The organism is Kangiella koreensis DSM 16069 (assembly GCF_000024085.1).
GTDB lineage: Bacteria > Pseudomonadota > Gammaproteobacteria > Enterobacterales > Kangiellaceae > Kangiella > Kangiella koreensis.
Genome location: NC_013166.1, coordinates 1,312,235 through 1,333,646, shown reverse-complemented (window position 1 = coordinate 1,333,646; position 21,412 = coordinate 1,312,235). Strand labels below are relative to the sequence as shown.

The following is a 21,412-nucleotide window of genomic DNA, read 5'->3' as shown; positions in this document are numbered from 1 at the left end:
CCTTATCCCTATTAATTCATTGAAGCAAGCGAAGTGGGCCAACTGTGATTAGGACAATATCAAAGTAGCCAGAAAGTAATAGCGCAGGAACTTACCAAGGGTTACCAGTATCAGAAACCATAGTAATCGAATGCGTAAAATACCGGCCATCACTGTGAGTGGATCGCCAATAACAGGAACCCAGGCAAATAGCAAAGCGACTATGCCGTATTTCTTAAATCGTTCCTCGGCACGCACAAACTCACTTTCTGACATCCTTAACCACTTCTGGATTACCGTCTTACTCGCCCAGTAACCTAGCCCATAATTGGTTAAAGAACCGAGAACATTACCGATTGTAGCAACGAGAACAAGAAGTTCTGGGGATAAGCCTTTGAAAAGTAAAGCCGTTAAAACAAGCTCAGAGCTGAGTGGCAGGATAGTGGCGGCAAGAAATGCGGCAATAAAAAGCCCGACATAGCCAAGTTCGGCGAAGTATTCCATTAGATACTACTGAATGATTGGAGTAAAAACACTAATTTCCTTAAAGCCCAGTTCTTTGGCTAAATCAAGAACATGAAGTACCTTTGCTGCGCTGACACCAGTTTCAGCATGGAGGTAGATTTCGACAGCTTCTGGGTTAGAAACATCCAGAAGAAAAGCTTCAATATCATCAACTTTTTCTTTATTAACGAAGCACCCTTCTTGAGCCACCTCTATAAATAAGCCATTTGACTCGTATGATTCTGAACATCCAACTAAAAAAAATATCGCGATAATTATTAGCAGCAACTTTTTCATTTAATAGTCTTTTTTAGTTTTTACTTGAAAGGTAGCTAACACTAAACAATTCTTCTTCATCAAGCCAGTTTTTTTGTAATTCAAAGCCAGATTTTTCGGCAAGTTCTTCGATACCGTCCAGTGTGTATTTATAGGAGTGCTCGGTGTGTATCAGCTCTCCCTTTGCGACTTCTATGCTCTGACCAAGTATGTTGTATCCTTGGCCTGATTTACTTCGCAGGTACATTTCTATTCGTTGCTGTTCAGAATTATAAAGGGCGTGATGTTCAAACTGATTGATGTTGATATCAGCTTCAAGAATTTGGTTAATGTGTCGTAAAGTGTTGAGGTTGAATTCCGCGGTAACACCTTGCTCGTCATTATAGGCGGCATGAAGTGTTTCATTATCTTTGTGTAAGTCCACACCGAGCAGGATACCGCCATTGCTTCCAACAAGCTTATGCATTTCCTTTAAAAAAGCGATTGCGTCTTCTGGCTCAAAGTTACCGATGGTTGAGCCGGGATAAAACACATGCTTGGCGAAGTGTTGATAGACTTCAGGTAGTTCAATCGGATCTGAGAAGTCGCTGGCGATTGGATAAACCTCTAACCATGGATAGCGCTCTGATAATCGTTCGGCAGATTTTTGTAAAAACTCTTCTGAAACATCTTGTGGCACATACACATTAGGATGGATATCCGTCAGTAGGTATTCGATCTTAGTGCAGTTTCCTGCGCCAGGTTCGATGATAATTGAGTCTGGACTAATAAGTTCGGCAATCTCTTTCGACTTACTCTGCAAAATTCCAAGTTCCGTTCGCGTAGGGTAATACTCTTCAAGCTGGGTTATCTTTTCAAATAGTTTTGAGCCGCGATGATTATAGAAGTATTTTGGATTAATGAATTTTTGTTCAGCGCTCAGACCGTCAAGAATATCTTGTTGTTCTTTGCTTATGGACGCTTCTTTTACGTTCATTGTTCTGCCCTAATTTGAAATGATTATTTATAAGTCACGAGCTAATCGAATACCACTAAACTGCCAACGCGCCTCGGGATAGAAAAAATTACGGTATGTTTTGCGAATATGGTTGCGACTGGTGACGCATGAACCGCCTCTCAATACATATTGGTTACACATAAACTTGCCATTGTATTCGCCAACCGCTCCTGAGGCTGGCTTAAATCTAGGGTAAGCGGAATAAGAACTTGAGGTCCATTCCCACACATCACCAAACAACTGTTGCAAGCCACTGTTTCCAGTTGCGGCAACAGGATGTAGCAGTTCATTATCGACCAGGTTAAACGAGTTTGAGTCAAGTTGAGGTTCTCCAGCAATCGATTCCCACTCTTGCTCTGTCAGTAGGCGCGCTTCGCTCCAGCGCGCAAAGGCATCAGCTTCATAATAACTGACATGCGCAACAGGCTCGTTAAGATTGAGCGGTTTTACTCCATCCAGGGTATATACAAACCAATCATCATTTTTTTTAAACCAATAGAGCGGTGCTAGCCATTGGTGCTCTCTGACTGTATCCCAACCATCGCTCAACCAATACTGAGAATCTTGATAACCTCCCTGCTCTATAAACTCCAAATATTCGCCATTAGTTGTTAGACGATTAGCAGCTGAAAACTGATGACGATAGAATTTATGCTGTGGGGTTTCATTATCATAGGCGAAGTCAGTTTGTGTAACTGGCTCATTGTTAATATCAGTACCGACAGACACAAGTTCTTCATCAAATCGAATCCATTCAATCGGCAAGACTTGCTCATTTTGAGCAACAAGCTGGTCACTAGTACGATAAGCTGGCAACAACGGATTCTGAAACAAGTTGTATTTCAGGTCAGTTAATAATAGCTCCTGATGCTGCTGCTCATGGTTGTTACCTAGGACGATCAAACTCAACACTTCGTTAAGTCGCTTATCTTGAGCTTGAGCCAAGGATTTAACAAAGTCTTTTACCTGTTCGGTAACATGCTTTCGATATTCATAGATTTCTTCTACGGAAGGACGCGACAAAAGACCTCGCTGTGGGCGCGGAAACTGCTCTCCAATGGCGTTGTAATAGGAGTTGAACAGATATTCGTAGCGCTCATTAAAGGGACTGAAGTCTGAATCAAATTTCTTGAGGATAAAGGTTTCGAAAAACCAGCTGGTATGGGCAAGGTGCCATTTTGCAGGACTGGTTTCAGCAATGGCTTGTAGATTGTAATCTTCAGGTTTTAATAGCTCACACAGCTGCTCGGTAAAAAACCGAATGGCAACAAAATCAGAAAGAACTTGTTCAACAAGCTCAGTTGACGATTCTTCTTTGACCTGATCAAGCATTAATAGTGACCTTTCCTGAAATCCATACAACGCCGTTCTCGCACTCCACTTCAATAACAGCGCCCTCTGCTGAAAGCTGCCTAGCCTTAAATTTACGTTGATTCAGCTTACTTTTCCAATAACTGGCTAACACTCGGTTAGCTGAGCCGGTGGCCTTATCTTCATTAACCCCGTGCTGTGGTGCGAAATAGCGAAGATCATAATCAAAACCCTTAGCTTGCGATTGAGTGGTTGCTATCAAGGCTCGCTCTGTAGCGAATGTCAGCTTATCAAAGTTGATTGCAAGCTCGGTTAAATCAAAGTCCTGTGGCCACTCAAAGATCCAGTAACCATTGCTGGGACCAACTTTAGATGCACTAACCGGTTTAATGTTACAAAAATCTTCAGCCCATACCGGAATATCGACTGGCTCAGACTCAATCACATCAAAGCCGATCCAAAGTTTCTGCTCATCATCTATTTTAGTTTTGATTTGTGAAGATTGGGTGATAAATTCGATTGGCTGCTCGACATCAGCTGTATCATTAACAACTTGTGCAGCCGCCAACAAGCCATGCCCACACAACTGAATTTCGGTTTGGGGATTATAAAAACGGATATGAAATCTTGAACTATTATCAGATGGCCACACAAAACAGGTAGCCGGAATATCCTTGCGCTTGGCGATAGATTGCATTTCTTCGCTCGATAGCGCTTCGTCCTCTAAAAAAACTAAAGCCTCAGTACCTGCAAACAGTTTGCCATGAAAGTCACCACTGAAAACAGATATATGAAAAACCCTTTTACCCTCTAATTCCTGCATAAACTCCCTCAGCTATTAAATACAACTCCTAGCCTACTGGATTATAGGTATTATTCAAGACTATGATTTTATTGGTTTTTATTTCTATGAACTCGTAGAAAAAACAGCTCGCCAATGATAATTAAACTAAGTCCAATCAAACTGGCCCAGATGACAAAGGGATCCATTTGCCATTTAATCCAAAGAAATACAGAAAGGATAAGGGCATCCAGCGCAATGGCGGTTAAAACAATTAATGGATTTGCACCAACATCTTTTCGCAGCTTAACCAACACTCCCCAATGAATGGCAATATCCATGATGATATAAAAAATCACCCCCATCGAAGCAATCCGACTCAGGTCAAAAAACAAAGTCAGAAATATCGCAATAACGACAGTGTAAACCACATTATGCTTTTGAATACTGCCAGGCATACCTAAGTGGCTATGAGGCACCAGTTTCATCTTAGTGAGCATGGTCAGCATTCGAGATACCGCAAAGATACTAGCAATAACTCCGGACACCGTTGCGACTATTGCAAACAAAACGGTAATGGTTAAGCCCCATTCGCCAAACGCTGGTTTGGCAGCTTCTGCAAGGGAGTAATCACGAGCGGAAACAATCTCTGGAATACTGAGGTTGCTGCTAACTGAAACTGCCACCAGCAAATAAACGAAGGTACAGATCCCTATTGCAATGGCGATAGCTCTGGGAATATTCTTTTTAGGTTCCTCAAGCTCATCACCACTATTAGTGATTGTGGTAAAACCTTTATAGGCTAAAACACTCAAAGCAACCGCAGAGATGAAACCCCAAGACGGATCAATATCTAACTTGTCTGTCAGCTGAGAACGATTAGCGGTATCAAACAGACTATTAAAATCAAACCCTGCCGCCCATAAACCTCCAAGTGCTAAAAGAAAAAGTCCAACAGCCTTAATAAAAGCCATTACCACCGATAGCCTTTCTATATATTTATTACCGACAATGTTAATCAGAAAGGCGAATACCAGTAACGCAGCACCCAGCGAAGGAACCGCCCATTGCCCCAATTGTTCAATCTCAAAGAGTTGTAATGTGTAAGTACCGAATGTTCTAGCAACCAGGCTTTGATTGATGATCATGGAAAAGAACATCAATAACGCAAAAATTGCTGTGGTAGCACCCTTTCCGTAAGCCTTTTGCAGAAACATGGCGATGCCGCCGGAAGAAGGATAGTTTTGTGAGAGCTTGATATAGGAATAGGCGCAAATACTGGTGACCATCATGCCAGCAAGAAAGGCCAGCGGGAACAGAGCGTTAGCTAACTCAGCGATTTGCCCCGTTAACGCAAAAATACCGGCGCCAATCATGACACCCGTACCCATCGAAACAGCGCCTAGTAACGTTAGCGACTTTTTAGAATCACTCATGCAGACTCCAACAATCTGTTTTCAAACAGCCTACGTGAATGAGATAAATTTTCAACCTCGAGCCTTTTCCTCCATAAGCCCAACTAAATTATCATCCGGATCTCGCAGAAAACCCGTCCATAGATCATGGTCTTCCATATTGGCAGCAAGTTGTGGCTCACGCTCACTTTTAGCACCCTGCTCTACAAATTCTCTGTAAACTGTCTCAATATCTTTAACATTAAAATAAAGAATGGAATTGGCACCAACGGCTCCTGCACCTTGCGGTGTGCTTAACATGATTCGAATACCATCGGCATTAAGAAAAGCAAGATTAGGGCCTGCACTAAACAAAAAATCCAAACCTAAAATGTCACGGTAAAAAGCTAGAGCCTTATCAACATCGCTTACTGTTATTGCGATTTGTTTAATAGTCGAAACTTGTGAAGTCATGATAAATCCTTTCGAAATTATAATTTAAATACTGACAAACGATTGCTGGTACCTTTAGCGCCTGCCTGAGTTGCCCCTGCAACAACGAAGATACTCTCTTCGAGTGTTACTGCTCCTAAACCGTGTCGCGGTACTGGCATGTCGTCTATGTGTTGCCACTTGTCTTCTTGTGGTGAATATTGCCAGACTTTTTTATAGACGCCTCCACCATTATCGAAATACTCACCGCCGAATACGTAAATGTGCTCTCCCAGAACTGCCGCGGCGAGTCCACCTTGCGCTTGTGGCAATGGTGCACGACTGTGCCATTTGTCAGCTTTGTAATCATAAACTTCGTGAGTAGCAAGATTACCGCCCTCTACGGTGCGTCCGCCAATGACGTGCCAAAGGTCGTTGATATATGCTCCTGCCGCGCTGTTACGTGCAGTAGGAATTGGATGCGCGCAATCCCAGGTCATGCTAGAAGGATCAAGCACTTTGTGGCTACTGGCGTCAGCATGATCGCCCCAATTGCCGTTGCTAGAACCCTTGGGTCGTCTACCGCTGGCTAAATGGATGCGTCCGTTGATAGATGCCCCGACTGTTTCGCACAGCGGATAGCTCATATGATTAGGATATTCGCGCCAACGATTGTTGTCTTCATCAAGAACCAATAAATCTCGACTACCCGTCCAGCTGCCGCGCTCGGAAACTGTAAAACCGCTAAATGCGAATAGTTTGTCATTATGAGAAATCAGAAAAGGATGATGCCTTGGTTCGGGTAAAGCAATCGACTGTTCCCATGTATCCGCGGCAGGGTCATAAGCGACCACATCTGACAGTACTTCAAGTTCATTGTTCTTTACTGTCAAACCGCCCGCCACATAAATCTTACCTTTGTGCACAGCTGGATAGATCTCCTGCACATTAAACGGCAGCGAAGCCTTAGTTTCCCACTTAGCAAAAGCAGGTAAGCTTAAAGCAGTTGCTGAAAGCAAAGAACCTTTTAAAAAAGTACGGCGTGAGAGCATGGTAAATTTCTCCTACGTGTTATGTACGGTGCGTCGTGACGCAGATCCTGCCCTAAGGGTACCGTTTAACTATTATTCTTGCAGTGAGTTTAAGCTAGTAATCGTAAATACTTTTATAGAGTCGCACTCATTTTTACTTAATGGCTCGTAGTTATCGCAGTAGTTCGACTCAAAACCAGTGACTGAGCCAGCTGACATTAGCCGTGGGCAAATATCCCCAGCAGCACCTTCTACAAAGTACATTTGTTGGCCATTGCTGTTTTGAGCGCTAAAAACCACCCCAAGCTCACCTCTAGCTAGCGGGCCACAGTCATTAGGCGTCAACACAATTTCTTTATCAATCGAACAAGCCGTCAACAATACAACTAACAACACAATGACTTTTCTATTCATAATTATTCTCGAGTCGTTATTAAGTTATACCTATCATGGTGCGTCGCGACGCACCCTACGAAAGATCTTTTTTAGGCACCCCACAAAAGCAAATACTAGACTGCTTATTATGAATTGCAATAAAAAAATGCCTGTGAGCTTTTCAGCAAACAGGCATAATTGCGACTAACGCTTAGGGGTGTTGATTCGGTTATTCACCGTGCCAGATAACCGCCGTCGATATTAATGGCTTGGCCGGTGACGAAGCTGGATTTGTCTGAGCAGAGCCACATGACGCTGTCGGCGATTTCTTGTGGTGTGCCGGTACGTTCCATGGGTTGTAGTTTGGCAAATTCTGCCTGAACTGCTGGGTCGTGGTTGGTGATACGTTCAACCATTTCGGTCATGATAACTGCGGGGCAGATTGCGTTAACGCGAATGTTACGCGCTGCGTATTCGAGGGCTGCGGTTTTGGTGAGCTGAATAACGCCGCCTTTTGAGGCGCAATAGGCAGGAAGGTTCATGAAACCTACTTCACCGGCAATTGAGGATATATTAACAATAACACCACTGCCCTGCTCACGCATAATGTCCAATTCATGTTTCATGCCATAGAAAACGCCATAGAGATTCACTTTTATGGTGCGGTCGAAGTTTTCAAAGGTGCAGTCGGCGGTTTCGTTTTGCTCGCCCTCAATACCTGCGTTGTTGATCGCATAATCCAGTCGTCCGTAACGGTCTTTAATGGTTTCGAAAAGCTGTTTAACTGATTCAAGATCTGACACATCATTTTTAACAAACAAAGCATCGCCACCTTTCTGGCGAATACTGTCCACCAGTTTTTCACCTCTATCCTGATCAACATCGCTGATCACAACGGTGTCGCCACGCGCCGCGAATGACTCTACGATTGCTTTGCCAATTCCTGCGCTACCGCCTGTAACCAGGGCCACTTTTGATGGTGCATTCATATTCCTTTTCTCCTGATATTGCTTTGGTTAACAATAACACCACTCGATATCGCAATATTGACATATATCAACTTATGAACCGATTTTACGATATAGTAAAGGGTATGCTGATCCGATAGGATTGATTCATTGCAAATGCTTAAGGAGAGAAGAATATGAGTAATCTTGCTAAGAACGAATTAGAGACTCAATGCCAGGAAAAGCCATGCTCAGCAATTGAGCGAGTTATCAAACCGCGAGACAAGGATTTAGGCGAATTTACGGTACGTCGTTCGATTCCCACAACAGAGCAGAAGCAGATTGGCCCCTGGGTTTTCTTTGACCACATGGGCCCTGCTGTGTTCCAGCCCGGTCAGGGTGTCAATGTCCGCCCTCATCCTCACATCAACCTTGCTACCGTTACCTACTTATTTGCTGGCGAAATCCTGCATCGTGATTCTTTAGGTAGCGAACAGGCCATTCGTCCGGGTGATATTAATTTGATGGTGGCCGGTAAAGGTATTGTTCATTCAGAGCGAGAGCGCCGCGAGCTCACTGATTCAATGCATCAATTGCACGGATTACAGTTATGGTTGGCATTGCCTGAAAAAGATGAAGAAATCGATCCCGCTTTTTATCATTACCCTAGCGCAGATATTCCTGAGCTTGAGGTGGATGGTGTCACTGTTAAAGTTATGATGGGCAGCGCTTATGGCAAAACCTCGCCAGTAAAAACATTTGCCAAGACCATTTACCTCGAAGCCAGAATGGATCACGAACAAAGCCTGAAACTACCCAACACTGAAGAACGGGGCCTGTATGTAGTTGAGGGTGAAGTGGAAATTGATGGTGTAACCATTGAAGAACATTCCATGGCCATTTTAAGTGGTAAGCAAGATTTAACGGTGACGGCTATCAAATCCAGCCGCGTGGCGCTGGTTGGCGGCGAACATTTGGGTAAGCGCTACATTGAGTGGAACTTCGTTTCCAGCCGCAAGGAGCGTATCGAGCAAGCTAAGCAAGACTGGAAAGATGGTAAATACCCCAAAGTACCGGGTGATGAGTTAGAGTTTATCCCGCTACCAGAATGAAAATAATTAAGTAAAAGCTTTAAAAAGGAGTCTTAAATGATTGATATTAATTGGACTTTAGTAGGCATGCACAGTATTACCCTGGCTGCTGCGTATATCCTTGCATTGCCGATTGCACTGAATCGCGAAGCCAAGGCTCGCGGTGCTGGTTTACGTACTTTTCCGCTGGTGAGCATCGCAGCCTGTGGCTTCGTGCTGATAGGTATGGATATATTCAATGGTGCTGAACCCGAAGCGCGCGTGGTGGCGGGCATAATTACCGGTATCGGCTTTATTGGCGGCGGCGCTATTTTAAAAAATGACGACCATGTAAGCGGTACAGCTACTGCAGCTAGCATTTGGGCTACAGGCGCCATTGGTATCGCGGTGGCTTATAATCGTTATGAAGTAGCTCTACTGATTAGTATTATTACATACCTCACCCTACACTTTGGTTACAACGCCAAAAAAGTGGTTAAAAATGGCGATACAGAACCCGAAGAACAATCTTAACGATTAATATTTGATGATAAAAAAGCACTCGGATATATGTGATAATGTCGCCACTTTGATTTCTGGTTTGATTTAAAACCTCCATGCTTACTCAAAAAGAACTTATCCACTACAGCCGCCATATCATCCTTCCTGAGGTTGACGAGGTAGGTCAGAGCAAACTGAAAGAAAGCACTGTATTGATTGTTGGCATGGGGGGATTAGGCTCGCCCGTTGCCATGTATCTCGCTGCCGCAGGCGTTGGAAACCTTATCCTTTCCGATCATGACGCCGTCGAGCAATCGAACTTACAGCGACAGATTGTGCACAGTCTCGAATCAATTGGTGACCCGAAAGTATCGTCCGCTAAAACTACCTTGGAAAACTTAAATCCCTGGATAAAAATCACAACCATTGAGCAGCACTTGGATGGAAAAGTGCTGGATGATGCGGTTGCCAATGCTAACTTGGTTGTGGATTGTTCTGATAATTACGCCACTCGTTTTGCTCTGAATGAATCCTGCGTACAGCATAGTAAAACTTTAGTGTCAGGCACAGCGATTCGTTTTAAAGGGCAAGTTGCTGTATTTAATCAAACACCAGGTTCTGCCTGTTATCACTGCTTATATCAGGCTGACCAATTCAATGATGAAAGCTGCGAGGACCAGGGAATATTAGCGCCAGTGGTTGGTGTTATAGGTTCCTTACAAGCAACAGAGGTCTTGAAAACTTTAATGGGCATTGGCAAGACTCTGGATAGTCGCCTACTGGTTTATGATGGATTAAATGCCAGCTTTAAGGACATGAAAATTACAAAAGACCCTGCATGTGAGGTTTGTGGCTTATAGGTTATTGATAGTAGGGACAAGGGTCTGCCCCATAAGGGACTCATGAGTTGTCCCTAAAGCAGAGCACTCACTAGAAACTTCATCTCAGGTCTTACCTCCTCTTCATTATCTTCTTTTCTAACTACAGCTTGATCCAGGTCAAGAGCTTTTCGCTCGCTTGCCGTTACTCTTACGCTCACATTCTTATAGCTGAATTAATGGGGCCTTTGTTATGGCAGATATGACTGAGCATTCTGACAACCAGAATTATTTAGGACTGCGCGGTATTGAATTTACCGAGTTTGCGAGTCCTGATAGCGATTATATGGAAAAAGTTTTCGAGGCTTTTGGTTTTTCTAAGGTTAAGAAACTTAAGGGAAAAGATATCTATTATTATAATCAAAATGATATCCACTTTTTGATTAATCAGGAGCGTTCTGGCTTCTCTCGCGAGTTTGCTAAAAGCCATGGCCCTGCAATTGCTTCGATGGGTTGGCGTGTTGATGATGCCGAACAGGCTTTGTCGATTGCGGTTGACCGCGGCGCTACAGCTGCCAAACCTGAAGACACAGATCTTCCCTACCCTGCTATTTACGGTATTGGTGATAGCCTGATTTATTTCATTGATACTTTCGCTGCTTCAAAGAATAAGCCAGGTTCTATTTACGAGCAGGACTTTGAAGATTTAAAAGAGCCTGTCATCGTTGAAAACAAAGGCTTCTTGCGTATCGATCATCTGACTAACAATGTTTATAAAGGGACCATGCAAGAGTGGGCAGACTTTTATAAAAATGTTTTTGGCTTTACCGAAGTTCGTTACTTCGATATCAAAGGCAAAGAAACCGCTTTGATTTCCTATGCACTGCGTTCACCCGATGGAAGTTTCTGCATCCCCATCAATGAAGGCAAAGGCGACGACCGCAATCAGATTGACGAATACCTGCGCGAATATAATGGCCCTGGTGTGCAGCACATTGCTTTTGAAACCAATGATATTTTAGCTTCACTGGACAAACTGGATCATTCGGTGATTGATACACTGGATATCCACGAAGACTACTACAAAACCGTTTTCGATCGAGTGCCTAATGTTCGTGAAGACCATCAACGAATTCAGGATCATCAAGTATTGGTAGATGGTGATGCGGATTCCTATCTTTTACAAATATTCACTAAGAACCTGTTTGGTCCAATCTTTATTGAGATCATCCAGCGTGCCAATAATCTTGGTTTTGGCGAAGGCAATTTCAAGGCACTCTTTGAGTCAATTGAACGTGATCAACAGAAGCGTGGCGTGCTTTAAACTGAGAGCTGAGGAACTGATAATGAAAATAGAACAAATTCACCACGTAGCCTACCGCTGCAAAGATGCTAAAGAAACGGTCGAGTTTTACACCAAAGTCTTGAACATGGATTTTATTCTGGCGATTGCCGAAGATCGAGTTCCTTCCACCAAAGAACCCGATCCTTACATGCATTTGTTTATGGATGCGGGTAATGGCAATATCCTGGCCTTCTTTGAATTACCTAACTCACCAGAGATGGGCAAAGACCCGAACACACCAGAATGGGTACAACATATTGCTTTGCGGGTTAAAGACGAAAATGCCCTGATGGAAGCAAAGAAGGAAATTGAAGCACATGGTGTTGAGGTTCTCGGTCCAACCAACCATGAGATCATCAAGTCGATTTATTTCTTCGATCCTAATGGTCACCGATTAGAACTGACCTGCATTACTGCCACTGATGACATGATGAAAAAACTGGACGCAGTGAAGTGGGACATGCTGGAAGAATGGAGTCGCACCAAGCAAGCGCCTAAACATGCAGACTGGTTACACAGTAGCGAGTTCGAAGAGGTAGAGGTTTAGTTTTATGACCGCCTATCAAGCAAAAACTCCTGACCAGAATGGCTTTGTTGCCTATACCGAAGAAGAGAACGGCACCTGGGAAATACTTTATAAGCGACAGATGGAGCTTATCAAAGGCCGTGCTTGCGATGCTTATTTGGAAGGCTTCGAGCGGCTAAAAATGTCCAGCAACAGTATTCCGCAGTTACCGGATATTAACCGTGTTCTACGCAAAGAAACTGGCTGGGAAGTGGCTGCAGTGCCAGCATTGATTCCTTTTGGTAAATTCTTTGAGCTATTAGCCAATAAGCAATTCCCTGCTGCAATCTTTATTCGTACTCGCGAAGAAATTGATTACTTGCAGGAGCCGGATATTTTCCATGAAATCTATGGTCACTGCCCTCTTCTGACCAATCCTGTGTTTGCCAGCTTTGTTGAGAACTATGGCAAGCTTGGTCTGGCTGCATCCAAGCAAGAGAGAGTCTATCTCGCTCGTGTGTTTTGGTTTACGGTTGAGTTTGGCTTAATTCAGCAAGCAAGCGATGATTTAAAAATCTATGGTGCCGGTATTTTGTCTTCTACTGAAGAAACGGTTTACAGCTTGGAAAGTGACAAGCCAGTGCGCAAACCATTTGAGCTTATGACAGCGCTTAGAACTCCCTATCGAATTGATATTCTGCAAACCACTTATTTCATTATTAAGCAATTTGAAGATATCTATAAAATCATGGATAGCAATATTATCGAGCATATTCATCAGGCCATTGAGCTCGGTGATTTTGAGCCGAACTTTCCACCAAAAGAGATTACGGCAAAGGCTGAACTTCCTAGAAACGAACACGACTGCTAATCACTCTATAACTAACACACTATGAAAATACCTGAACTACTGTCCCCTGCCGGGACATTAAGAAATATGCGTTATGCATTTGCCTATGGCGCAGATGCGGTTTATGCCGGGCAGCCTCGCTACAGTTTGCGCGTTCGCAATAATGATTTTGGACTGGACAATATTGCGATTGGTATTGAAGAAGCGCATACGCAAGGCAAGAAATTCTACATAGCCAGTAATATCGCCCCTCATAACAGCAAAATCAAAACCTTCATGAATGACATTAAGGAAGTCATAGCCTTAAAGCCGGATGCATTAATTATGTCCGATCCGGGTCTGATTATGATGGTTCGCGAGGCTTATCCGGAACAAGAAGTGCATCTGTCGGTTCAAGCCAACGCCACCAACTATGCGACGGTTAAATTCTGGTATCAGCAAGGCATCAAGCGCGTCATTTTATCTCGTGAATTGTCTATTAAAGAAATAGGAGAAATCAAAACTCACTGCCCTGAAATGGAGCTTGAAGTATTTGTCCATGGCGCTTTATGTATGGCTTATTCCGGACGTTGTTTATTATCAGGTTATTTTAACCATCGCGATCCCAATCAGGGCACTTGTACTAATGCTTGTCGCTGGAAATATGACCTTCATGAAGCAACTGAAACTGACTCCGGCGATATTATCGCCGTTAGCCAACCAGAACCAGCGGTACAAACCGTCGATCAACAGTCAGTCTTTTTACTACAGGAGAAAGAACGTCCGGGCGAATACATGCCAGTATTTGAAGATGAGCATGGCACCTACATCATGAACTCCAAAGATTTGCGTGCGGTACAGCATGTGGACCAATTTACCCGTATGGGCATCGACTCACTTAAAATCGAAGGCCGCACCAAATCACACTATTATGTGGCTCGAACCGCCCAAGTCTATCGACAAGCCATTGATGATGCAGTCGCAGGAAAACCATTCAATATGCAACTGATGGATGAGCTGGAAAAACTGGCCCACCGCGGTTACACCGAAGGTTTCTATCGTCGTCATGTGCATGATGAGTATCAGAATTACGAAACCGGAAACTCCCTACGCGACCGACAACTCTTCGTGGGTGAAATCAGTGAAAAATCGGACGACTCGATAACCGTAGAAGTCAAAAACCGTTTTGAAATTGGCGATACGCTTGAATTGATGACTCCCAATGGCAATCAGTATTTCCAACTCAATGATATGGAAAACATCAAGGGACAGTCTATGGATGTGGCCCCAGGCTCCGGTCATAGAGTGGTTTTGAGACTGCCTGAGAGTGTCAAAACGGCTAATATTGATTCTATGTCATTGCTGATGAAAAATTTGTAAACCGATAAGAAGCTGTGGATATTGGTTTACACCTAAAGATGCATTAAGAATGCTTTTATTGACATATGTCAAAGTCGGGCTGATTTAATGCGGTATGGTATCAAGTGCCAAATAAAAAGCATATTGGAGCTGATAATGACCCATTTAACAAAAATATCGATCGCTGTTGCTAGTGTCCTGTTGCTAGGTTCTGCCATCGTGCAAGCGGATGAATCTCAAGAACAAGCCAATAGTTTTGCCGAATCATTGGAAAATACCGATGTTAAGTGGCACTTACGCTACCGTCTTGAAGATGTTGATCAGGATAACGCGCTAGAAGATGCTATTGCCTCTACCCTGTTGACGCGGGTAACGCTAGATACACAAACTTATAATGATTTCAGCTTTAAGTTTGAAGTAGATAACGTCAGCGCTGTCACTAACCGTGATGACTACAACAGTACCTTAAATGGTAACACTGATTATTCTGTTGTAGCCGATCCGGAAGCGACAGAAATAAATCAGGCTGCACTGACCTACAGCGGCTTTGATAACACCAAAGTGATTGCTGGCCGTCAACGTATCAACTTAGGCACCCAACGCTTCGTCGGTGGCGTTGGCTGGCGTCAGAATGAACAGACTTATGATGGCCTACTAATCAACAATCGTTCGTTTGACAATGCCAACATTACGTATGCCTACGTCAATAACATCAATACTATTTTTGATGGTAATACCGATACTCGAAGTCATTTCCTAAATTATGACTGGGCTTTGTCTGACACAATGGATTTAAACTTTTATGGTTACTTCCTGGATTTTAAAGAAGCGCCTTTAAGTTCGACTAAAACGTTAGGTGCCCGTTTCTCATATGGTGGAACATCTGAATTACCACTATTTTTCAATGCAGAATACGCCAAGCAGTCTGAGTATGAAGACAACCCTGCTGACCTAAGCACTGACTATCAATTACTAGAAGTTGGGTACAAGCTACAAAACTGGACGTTTGCGGCGGGTCAGGAAGTACTGGGCGGTGATGCCAATGTTGCAGGTCAGGCATTTCAAACTCCACTAGCCACAAAGCATAAGTTTCAAGGCTGGGCAGATCAGTTCCTAGTAACACCTGATGCAGGTATAGAAGACACTTACCTTACGATTGGTACTAGTTTTGTTATGTCAAAAATCAGCGTTGTTTATCATGATTATCAGGCTGATGCGACTAATCAAGATTATGGCTCAGAGCTTGGACTTAACTACTCAACCAAAATTGACAAAAACTTAACATTTGTAGCGAAGCTCGCTGATTATTCATCGGATAGTCATTCCGTTGATACTCGCAAAATATGGCTAATGCTAGTGGCTAATTTCTAGTCACACTTACCAATGATTAGCCTAATGTTTGGCTAAAGTAGATAGAGAGAGAAATTATGATGGAAGCAATGCAACTAACCAGTTTGGCACCAACACTGCGCCGTAATGCGATGTTCAACTGCCTCAGTGATGAACAGCTTCAGAAACTGTTGGCCATCAGTAAACTCACCTATTTTAAACCAAACAAGCCTGTTATCAGTCAAGGACAGCCCGCCAAGTACTTCTTCTTGGTACTTGACGGGCAAGTCAAATTGCACCTGATTTCCACAGAAGGCAAAGAGAAAATCATTAAGTTCGTTAATGGCAATGACACTTTTGCAGAAGCACTCATGTTTTTGCAAAAAAAGTTCTATCCCATTAATGCTACAAGCACTAAACGCACACAAATTTTGGCGGTTCCCAGTGAGTATTTTTATAACCTACTACACAACAACAGTGATCTGGCTTTGAAAATGCTCGGTAATATCTCCTTGAAGATGCGTGGCCATGTAAATGAGATTGAGATGCTAACCGTTCTCGATGCTTCCCAGCGTGTTGCGCGATTTGTCTATGACATGATGCCGCATGATATTGAAGATGGTGGCACCTTCCCTATAAATATTTCAAAAAAATCTATTGCAGGGAAATTATCTATCAGGCCTGAAACATTCTCACGTTTATTGAAGAAGTTTGAAGATGAAAATGTGTTTTCGTTCAGTAATGGCAAGGTTATTGTTTTGCAGCGTGAGAGACTATCTCAATATTACTTAGAGTCTAGCGATGGAGTGGCCAGCTTGTAGGTGTCGCTGGCTCTGATTTTATCTCATCATTTACCACGTGCACTTTCCTTCGGTAGCTCGAGAATGTGTGAACACATATTCTTTATAGCTTTTACCTAACTCTGTTTTCGCTACTCAGCGAGTTACTTTTCTTGCGTGGTCAAGAAAAGTAACCAAAAGAAGACCACCCGTATATTGAGGTCACGTGAAGCGTGACTCCCTTCGTCACTCCCAAAATACTTAACGCACCAGAATTTACATCACATCCCTGTGCTGAAAATTCTTATCAAAATTATCCACGATTTTGATTGCTATATTTTGTACGTGTCTCAGCTCAATATAAATGGGAAATTGGAATTACCATTTGGGCATTTTCTTTTTGAAGAACCAAAATAGTAGATGTTTTCAGTTAGAGGTTAGAGCTGAAAAGTGGAACTAGAATTACTCCACCCATTTGAAGCTATCAAACATTGGTTCTATCGCGGCACAGAGTTGCTGGCGGGTTTCTTTATCAATCATTGAGTAGGCGAATTCATCGCTTCGTAGTGTTTCGTCGAGAGTGTTTTTGTTGCGGGCAATTTGTAGGTTATATCTCTTTACGCCCTTCTCAGCTAAGGTTTTAGCAAGCTTTAAGACTCTATCGGGATTGGTTAAGTTCCAGTGCACGGTAGTACGACACTCGTAATCAACGCCACTGTCTAGCAACAGGTCTAAGCTTTGCCAGTTTGCCTGAGCTGCGCCATCCACTCGAATAATCGCATCACCAAACTCTGGTAGATCTTTGACATCAAACCCAACCCAGTCAACATTAGAAAGCAGCGCTTTAAAGCGTTTTGGCGCAGAGCCTCCAGTATGCAGACCAACTTTGAACCCCATTGCTTTAACGGTTTCAATAGCTGGAACTAACGCCGATTGCAGCAAAGGCTCGCCACCACTGAAAACCACTGCCTCTAACAAGCCTTGTCTTTTTGTTAAAAAGTTTACCAGCTCCTGCCAATCGTAAGACTGATCGGCTTTCGTCGGTATCAGCTCAGGATTATGACAATAACGGCAACGCCAGGCGCAACCTTGGCAATATACAACGCAGGACAAATGATTTGGATAATCGATGGTAGTAAGGGGCGTAATGCCCCCTACTCGCAAAGTAACATCACGATCGATGTTACTGATTGGTTGAGCCACTTTGAACATTAGGCACGCTCTTTAAAATGTTGACGTTCTTTGTGCTCAGATTGCTTGCCTTTGTTAAAAGCTGATACTGGTCTATGGTAGCCCATAACGCGAGTCCAGACTTCGCACTTTTGGCGATCTTGATTGTTAAGTTGAGTCATTGTTTTCTCCTTTGTTGTTGAAAGAGTAGTTGAACTATTTAAATCGTACTTTTTTGCGTGAAACAGATTCACCAGCTCTGCATCTTGTAGATAAAATTCAAACATTAGCAGCACACCTTTTCGTTATTTTTACCACCCGATTTCTGTACCAGAGTTTCATCACAGCGTGGGCAATATTCATGCTCACCTTGCAGATAGCCATGCACAGGACAAATCGAGAAAGTTGGTGTGATGGTGATATAAGGCAAACGGAAATTGGTTAAGGTCTTGCGCACCATTTTTTTACAAGCTTCAGCGCTGGATATGCGCTCGCCCATGTAAAGGTGCAGAACTGTACCGCCGGTATATTTACTCTGTAGCTCATCTTGCAGCTCTAACGCCTCAAAGGCATCATCGGTATGACCTACAGGCAACTGCGATGAATTAGTGTAGTAAGGTGCATCTTCGTAACCAGCCTGAATGATGTCTGAGTAACGCTTCTTATCTTCTTTTGCAAAGCGATAAGTGGTGCCTTCTGCCGGAGTTGCTTCCAGATTATAAAGATGCCCCGTTTCTTCCTGATACTGCACCATGCGTGCACGAACATGATCAAGTAGTTCGATAGCCAATGCATGACCTTCTTCTGAGGTAATATCATGTTCATCATTGGTGAAGTTACGCACCATCTCATTGATACCATTTACGCCAATAGTCGAGAAGTGATTGCGCAGTGTGCCTAAATAGCGCTTGGTGTAAGGGAACAAATCACTGTCGATATAATGCTGAATGACTTTACGCTTCACCTCTAATGAATCTTTGGCCATAATCATTAACTCATCAATACGATCCAGCAGCGCCTTTTTGTCACCTTTATAGAGATAACCTAAGCGGGCGCAATTAATGGTTACAACACCCAATGATCCTGTTTGTTCAGCAGAGCCAAACAAACCATTACCACGCTTAAGAAGCTCGCGTAAGTCCAACTGCAAGCGACAACACATCGAGCGAACCATATTGGGTGATAACTCAGAGTTAACGAAGTTCTGAAAATACGGCAAGCCATACTTTGCAGTCATCTCAAACAACAGGTCAGAGTTTTCAGACTCCCAATCAAAATCAGGCGTGATGTTGTAGGTTGGTATGGGGAAGGTAAAGACCCGTTTTTTAGCATCCCCTTCTATCATGACCTCAATATAGGCACGATTGATCAGGTCCATTTCCTTTTGCAAATCACCATAGGCAAAAGGCATCTCTTCCCCAGCAATAATTGGGATCTGCTCACGCAAGTCTTCTGGGCAAACCCAATCCAAAGTGATATTAGTGAACGGTGTTTGCGTGCCCCAACGTGAAGGCACATTCAGGTTGTAAATAAATTCCTGTATACACTGTTTAATATCCTCATATTTCATTGCGTCTTTACGGATATATGGCGCTAAATAAGTATCAAAAGAACTGAAGGCCTGTGCGCCTGCCCATTCATTTTGTAAAGTACCGAGGAAGTTAACCATTTGGCCAATGGCACTGGACAAATGTTTTGGCGGACCAGAGTCAATTTTTCCTGGCACACCATTTAAACCTTCATGCAACAAGGTTCTTAAAGACCAGCCTGCGCAATAACCTGCCAACATATCCAGGTCATGAATATGCAAGTCAGCATTACGATGCGCTTCACCAATTTCAGGCTCGTAAATATGATTGAGCCAGTAGTTGGCAATAACCTTTCCTGAAACATTAAGGATTAGTCCACCCAATGAATAGCCCTGGTTAGCATTGGCTTTTACACGCCAGTCCGAGCCTGATAAATACTCCTCAACTGATGAAGTGATATCGAGAAAAGTCTTCTTGTTTTCACGAATTATTTTGTGTTTTTCGCGGTATAAAATATAAGCTTTAGCGGTAGCAAAATACTGATTTACAGCCAGACAATGCTCAACAATATCTTGTACCTGCTCTACCGTTGGCACCGTTAAATCGGTGAACCTGAAACTCAAAACATCAATCACCTGGCGGGTGAGTTTTTCTGCCTCATCGGCATCAAACTCTCCTGAAGCCTTGCCAGCTTTCATTACTGCTTCATAAATTTTCGCACGTTCGAACTTGGCTTCCGTTAAATCCCTCTTTACAATCTTGAGTGGCATCGGTGCCTTTTCTATTTCAATACCCATATCGTTATCTCCATTGCTCTCTGCAAATTGGTATTCAAACCACCACAGATTCAATATATTGTGTTTTCGAGATCGATTTAATCAATATGTGGTATCTCTATCCTTGATCTAGCTCAACTTGTTGTTATATTTTTTCTCCATGCAACTTGATGCAGATCAATTAGCTAACCCTCCCATAAACGTTACATTGTCCGTCTGATATCAGAGTCATTTTGAATGTGAAGCTTATGGCTACTAATGACAAACCTCTTGTATATTCTTGCTCGGGTTGTTCCAACTTGGCACAAACCGCCAATCACCTTGCAGTGACCCTTAACAAAGAGCAATTGGCCGAAATGTCGTGCATTGCCGGTGTTGGAGGCAATGTCCCCTCTTTGGTTAAAAAAGCCAAATCAAGCCGCAAGATTATTGCAATTGATGGCTGCCACTTAGCATGTGCCAAAGCTTGCCTGGGTAATCATGACGTTATTCCAGATGAACACTTGGTATTAACAACCTATGGCTACAAAAAACGCTATAACGAGGCAGTGTCAGAAGAAACAGTGAACAACTTATTAATTGAGGTTCGTGTGATAGCTAGAGAGATGTCTGAGGAATTAGCTGATGAAGTCTGAAACCATGAAGCAGCCAGTGCTATGGTATGAAATTCGGGGCAGTCTATATTTAAATATTAGTGATCGCTGCACTTTGGTGTGTCAGTTTTGCCCTAAAACCCATGGTGATCCACAAGTTCACCAATACAACCTGGCATTACAAAAACAACCTAAATCTCAAGAAGTTATAGCTAGCCTGCCTGACTTATCACAGTATCAAGAAGTGGTTTTTTGTGGATTTGGCGAGCCGACCCTGCGGCTCAAACCACTTATAGAAATTGCTCGCTATTGCAAAGAACAAGGCGTTAAAACACGTCTCAACACCGACGGCTTAGGTTGTCTTGTTCACAAGAGAAATATTATCCCTGAGCTTAGCGAAGTCATTGATACCGTGTCCGTTTCACTCAATGCACAGAACGAAGCCATTTATAAGCGGCACTGTCATCCGCAACTATCCAATGCCTATTCAGCGGTTAAAGAGTTTATAAAACACAGTGTAGGAGCCTTTAAAGCGGTTAGGGTCACTGCTATTGACGGTTTGGCAGGTGTCGATATCAAAGAATGTAAAAAAATTGCTGAAAACCTTGGTGCTGAATTTGTTTGCCGATATCTCGATAAAGTTGGCTGATTAAGGTTCGCTTTTTAAAGTTCTCTTATTAAAGTTCTCTTATTAAAGTTACCCGAACAACAGAAACACTTCTTGTTGATTATGATCAATACGCTCTATCCCGAATGCCTCTACTCTGTTTAAAACATCTTAG

Annotated in this window: 24 protein-coding genes; 11 read left to right on the top strand and 13 right to left on the bottom strand. The window is 43.1% G+C overall.

All coding sequences use genetic code 11. From position 1 onward, the window contains the following. Positions 1-48: 48 nt before the first annotated feature. The 10 genes from KKOR_RS06220 to KKOR_RS06175 all read right to left on the bottom strand — a co-directional run bounded on the left by KKOR_RS06220 (position 49) and on the right by KKOR_RS06175 (position 8,069). Complete coding sequence (locus KKOR_RS06220) at positions 49-483, bottom strand: YqaA family protein (protein ID WP_012801169.1); 435 nt, start codon at positions 481-483, stop codon at positions 49-51. A gap of 6 nt (positions 484-489) precedes the next feature. After that, on the bottom strand, positions 490-780 hold the full coding sequence (locus KKOR_RS06215) for a hypothetical protein (protein WP_012801168.1): 291 nt from the start codon (positions 778-780) through the stop codon (positions 490-492). Positions 781-793: 13 nt separating this feature from the next. Further along, a complete protein-coding gene (egtD, locus tag KKOR_RS06210; protein ID WP_012801167.1) occupies positions 794-1,735 on the bottom strand; it encodes an L-histidine N(alpha)-methyltransferase in 942 nt (313 codons plus the stop codon). 27 nt (positions 1,736-1,762) lie between these two features. After that, positions 1,763-3,088 carry an ergothioneine biosynthesis protein EgtB gene (egtB, locus tag KKOR_RS06205; RefSeq protein ID WP_012801166.1) on the bottom strand — a complete coding sequence of 442 codons (1,326 nt, stop codon included), beginning with the start codon at positions 3,086-3,088 and terminating at the stop codon, positions 1,763-1,765. Continuing rightward, positions 3,081-3,890, bottom strand: coding sequence for a PhzF family phenazine biosynthesis protein (locus KKOR_RS06200; RefSeq protein ID WP_012801165.1), 810 nt, complete (start codon positions 3,888-3,890; stop codon positions 3,081-3,083). Before KKOR_RS06200 ends, egtB begins: the two co-directional genes overlap by 8 nt. A gap of 68 nt (positions 3,891-3,958) precedes the next feature. Beyond that, a complete protein-coding gene (locus tag KKOR_RS06195) occupies positions 3,959-5,284 on the bottom strand; it encodes an APC family permease (RefSeq protein WP_012801164.1) in 1,326 nt (441 codons plus the stop codon). A 51-nt stretch (positions 5,285-5,335) separates the two neighbouring features. Next, positions 5,336-5,716 carry a VOC family protein gene (locus tag KKOR_RS06190; RefSeq protein ID WP_012801163.1) on the bottom strand — a complete coding sequence of 127 codons (381 nt, stop codon included), beginning with the start codon at positions 5,714-5,716 and terminating at the stop codon, positions 5,336-5,338. A gap of 17 nt (positions 5,717-5,733) precedes the next feature. After that, the gene (locus tag KKOR_RS06185; protein ID WP_012801162.1) at positions 5,734-6,726 is read right to left on the bottom strand and encodes a Kelch repeat-containing protein; all 993 of its coding nucleotides are present in this window, start codon (positions 6,724-6,726) and stop codon (positions 5,734-5,736) included. A 72-nt stretch (positions 6,727-6,798) separates the two neighbouring features. Next, the gene (locus KKOR_RS06180; protein WP_012801161.1) at positions 6,799-7,119 is read right to left on the bottom strand and encodes a hypothetical protein; all 321 of its coding nucleotides are present in this window, start codon (positions 7,117-7,119) and stop codon (positions 6,799-6,801) included. Between the two features lie 194 nt (positions 7,120-7,313). Beyond that, entirely contained in the window at positions 7,314-8,069 is a 756-nt protein-coding gene (locus KKOR_RS06175; RefSeq protein WP_012801160.1) for an SDR family NAD(P)-dependent oxidoreductase, read from the bottom strand. Positions 8,070-8,224: 155 nt separating this feature from the next. Here KKOR_RS06175 and KKOR_RS06170 point away from each other — a divergent pair, with 155 nt between their 5' ends. The 9 genes from KKOR_RS06170 to KKOR_RS06130 all read left to right on the top strand — a co-directional run bounded on the left by KKOR_RS06170 (position 8,225) and on the right by KKOR_RS06130 (position 16,604). Continuing rightward, positions 8,225-9,139, top strand: a complete 915-nt coding sequence (locus KKOR_RS06170) for a pirin family protein (protein ID WP_012801159.1) — start codon at positions 8,225-8,227, stop codon at positions 9,137-9,139. Positions 9,140-9,175: 36 nt separating this feature from the next. Further along, a complete protein-coding gene (locus KKOR_RS06165) occupies positions 9,176-9,631 on the top strand; it encodes an MgtC/SapB family protein (RefSeq protein WP_012801158.1) in 456 nt (151 codons plus the stop codon). A gap of 83 nt (positions 9,632-9,714) precedes the next feature. Further along, positions 9,715-10,458 (top strand): HesA/MoeB/ThiF family protein, encoded by a 744-nt coding sequence (locus KKOR_RS06160; protein WP_012801157.1) that lies wholly within the window; start codon positions 9,715-9,717, stop codon positions 10,456-10,458. A gap of 211 nt (positions 10,459-10,669) precedes the next feature. Further along, positions 10,670-11,740, top strand: a complete 1,071-nt coding sequence (hppD, locus tag KKOR_RS06155) for a 4-hydroxyphenylpyruvate dioxygenase (protein WP_012801156.1) — start codon at positions 10,670-10,672, stop codon at positions 11,738-11,740. Between the two features lie 22 nt (positions 11,741-11,762). Further along, the gene (locus KKOR_RS06150) at positions 11,763-12,308 is read left to right on the top strand and encodes a VOC family protein (protein WP_012801155.1); all 546 of its coding nucleotides are present in this window, start codon (positions 11,763-11,765) and stop codon (positions 12,306-12,308) included. A 4-nt stretch (positions 12,309-12,312) separates the two neighbouring features. Continuing rightward, a complete protein-coding gene (gene phhA, locus KKOR_RS06145; RefSeq protein WP_012801154.1) occupies positions 12,313-13,137 on the top strand; it encodes a phenylalanine 4-monooxygenase in 825 nt (274 codons plus the stop codon). Between the two features lie 21 nt (positions 13,138-13,158). Beyond that, the gene (trhP, locus tag KKOR_RS06140) at positions 13,159-14,475 is read left to right on the top strand and encodes a prephenate-dependent tRNA uridine(34) hydroxylase TrhP (RefSeq protein WP_012801153.1); all 1,317 of its coding nucleotides are present in this window, start codon (positions 13,159-13,161) and stop codon (positions 14,473-14,475) included. 135 nt (positions 14,476-14,610) lie between these two features. Continuing rightward, the gene (locus KKOR_RS06135; RefSeq protein WP_012801152.1) at positions 14,611-15,825 is read left to right on the top strand and encodes an alginate export family protein; all 1,215 of its coding nucleotides are present in this window, start codon (positions 14,611-14,613) and stop codon (positions 15,823-15,825) included. Positions 15,826-15,881: 56 nt separating this feature from the next. Continuing rightward, positions 15,882-16,604 carry a Crp/Fnr family transcriptional regulator gene (locus tag KKOR_RS06130; RefSeq protein ID WP_012801151.1) on the top strand — a complete coding sequence of 241 codons (723 nt, stop codon included), beginning with the start codon at positions 15,882-15,884 and terminating at the stop codon, positions 16,602-16,604. A gap of 420 nt (positions 16,605-17,024) precedes the next feature. Here the strand turns inward: KKOR_RS06130 and KKOR_RS06125 are convergent, their stop codons facing one another. The 3 genes from KKOR_RS06125 to KKOR_RS06115 form a co-directional block, all read right to left on the bottom strand. Next, positions 17,025-17,774: an anaerobic ribonucleoside-triphosphate reductase activating protein gene (locus tag KKOR_RS06125; RefSeq protein WP_012801150.1), complete on the bottom strand. Its 750-nt coding sequence runs from the start codon at positions 17,772-17,774 to the stop codon at positions 17,025-17,027. Then, on the bottom strand, positions 17,774-17,914 hold the full coding sequence (gene nrdD / locus KKOR_RS06120; protein WP_041296156.1) for an anaerobic ribonucleoside-triphosphate reductase: 141 nt from the start codon (positions 17,912-17,914) through the stop codon (positions 17,774-17,776). Before nrdD ends, KKOR_RS06125 begins: the two co-directional genes overlap by 1 nt. A 104-nt stretch (positions 17,915-18,018) precedes the next feature. Next, positions 18,019-20,058, bottom strand: a complete 2,040-nt coding sequence (locus tag KKOR_RS06115) for a ribonucleoside triphosphate reductase (protein WP_012801148.1) — start codon at positions 20,056-20,058, stop codon at positions 18,019-18,021. A gap of 227 nt (positions 20,059-20,285) precedes the next feature. On the opposite strand from KKOR_RS06115, the gene KKOR_RS06110 reads away from it, so the two are divergent. Together KKOR_RS06110 and KKOR_RS06105 are read left to right on the top strand one after the other, a co-directional pair. After that, positions 20,286-20,672 (top strand): putative zinc-binding protein, encoded by a 387-nt coding sequence (locus KKOR_RS06110; protein WP_012801147.1) that lies wholly within the window; start codon positions 20,286-20,288, stop codon positions 20,670-20,672. After that, positions 20,662-21,279 carry a TatD family nuclease-associated radical SAM protein gene (locus tag KKOR_RS06105; protein ID WP_012801146.1) on the top strand — a complete coding sequence of 206 codons (618 nt, stop codon included), beginning with the start codon at positions 20,662-20,664 and terminating at the stop codon, positions 21,277-21,279. The genes KKOR_RS06110 and KKOR_RS06105 overlap by 11 nt, the downstream gene beginning before the upstream one ends. Positions 21,280-21,412 lie beyond the last annotated feature (133 nt).

Bases quoted from the DNA above. Each gene is read 5' to 3' on its own strand.
- KKOR_RS06175 (WP_012801160.1), bottom strand. From the start codon at position 8,069: ATGAATGCACCATCAAAAGTGGCCCTGGTTACAGGCGGTAGCGCAGGA.
- KKOR_RS06215 (WP_012801168.1), bottom strand. From the start codon at position 780: ATGAAAAAGTTGCTGCTAATAATTATCGCGATATTTTTTTTAGTTGGA.
- KKOR_RS06125 (WP_012801150.1), bottom strand. From the start codon at position 17,774: ATGTTCAAAGTGGCTCAACCAATCAGTAACATCGATCGTGATGTTACT.
- egtD (WP_012801167.1), bottom strand. From the start codon at position 1,735: ATGAACGTAAAAGAAGCGTCCATAAGCAAAGAACAACAAGATATTCTT.
- KKOR_RS06220 (WP_012801169.1), bottom strand. From the start codon at position 483: ATGGAATACTTCGCCGAACTTGGCTATGTCGGGCTTTTTATTGCCGCA.
- KKOR_RS06170 (WP_012801159.1), top strand. From the start codon at position 8,225: ATGAGTAATCTTGCTAAGAACGAATTAGAGACTCAATGCCAGGAAAAG.
- KKOR_RS06195 (WP_012801164.1), bottom strand. From the start codon at position 5,284: ATGAGTGATTCTAAAAAGTCGCTAACGTTACTAGGCGCTGTTTCGATG.
- KKOR_RS06165 (WP_012801158.1), top strand. From the start codon at position 9,176: ATGATTGATATTAATTGGACTTTAGTAGGCATGCACAGTATTACCCTG.
- KKOR_RS06135 (WP_012801152.1), top strand. From the start codon at position 14,611: ATGACCCATTTAACAAAAATATCGATCGCTGTTGCTAGTGTCCTGTTG.
- KKOR_RS06105 (WP_012801146.1), top strand. From the start codon at position 20,662: ATGAAGTCTGAAACCATGAAGCAGCCAGTGCTATGGTATGAAATTCGG.
- KKOR_RS06160 (WP_012801157.1), top strand. From the start codon at position 9,715: ATGCTTACTCAAAAAGAACTTATCCACTACAGCCGCCATATCATCCTT.
- KKOR_RS06110 (WP_012801147.1), top strand. From the start codon at position 20,286: ATGGCTACTAATGACAAACCTCTTGTATATTCTTGCTCGGGTTGTTCC.
- KKOR_RS06150 (WP_012801155.1), top strand. From the start codon at position 11,763: ATGAAAATAGAACAAATTCACCACGTAGCCTACCGCTGCAAAGATGCT.
- KKOR_RS06200 (WP_012801165.1), bottom strand. From the start codon at position 3,890: ATGCAGGAATTAGAGGGTAAAAGGGTTTTTCATATATCTGTTTTCAGT.
- KKOR_RS06190 (WP_012801163.1), bottom strand. From the start codon at position 5,716: ATGACTTCACAAGTTTCGACTATTAAACAAATCGCAATAACAGTAAGC.
- KKOR_RS06115 (WP_012801148.1), bottom strand. From the start codon at position 20,058: ATGGGTATTGAAATAGAAAAGGCACCGATGCCACTCAAGATTGTAAAG.
- trhP (WP_012801153.1), top strand. From the start codon at position 13,159: ATGAAAATACCTGAACTACTGTCCCCTGCCGGGACATTAAGAAATATG.
- egtB (WP_012801166.1), bottom strand. From the start codon at position 3,088: ATGCTTGATCAGGTCAAAGAAGAATCGTCAACTGAGCTTGTTGAACAA.
- nrdD (WP_041296156.1), bottom strand. From the start codon at position 17,914: ATGACTCAACTTAACAATCAAGATCGCCAAAAGTGCGAAGTCTGGACT.
- KKOR_RS06130 (WP_012801151.1), top strand. From the start codon at position 15,882: ATGATGGAAGCAATGCAACTAACCAGTTTGGCACCAACACTGCGCCGT.
- KKOR_RS06185 (WP_012801162.1), bottom strand. From the start codon at position 6,726: ATGCTCTCACGCCGTACTTTTTTAAAAGGTTCTTTGCTTTCAGCAACT.
- phhA (WP_012801154.1), top strand. From the start codon at position 12,313: ATGACCGCCTATCAAGCAAAAACTCCTGACCAGAATGGCTTTGTTGCC.
- hppD (WP_012801156.1), top strand. From the start codon at position 10,670: ATGGCAGATATGACTGAGCATTCTGACAACCAGAATTATTTAGGACTG.
- KKOR_RS06180 (WP_012801161.1), bottom strand. From the start codon at position 7,119: ATGAATAGAAAAGTCATTGTGTTGTTAGTTGTATTGTTGACGGCTTGT.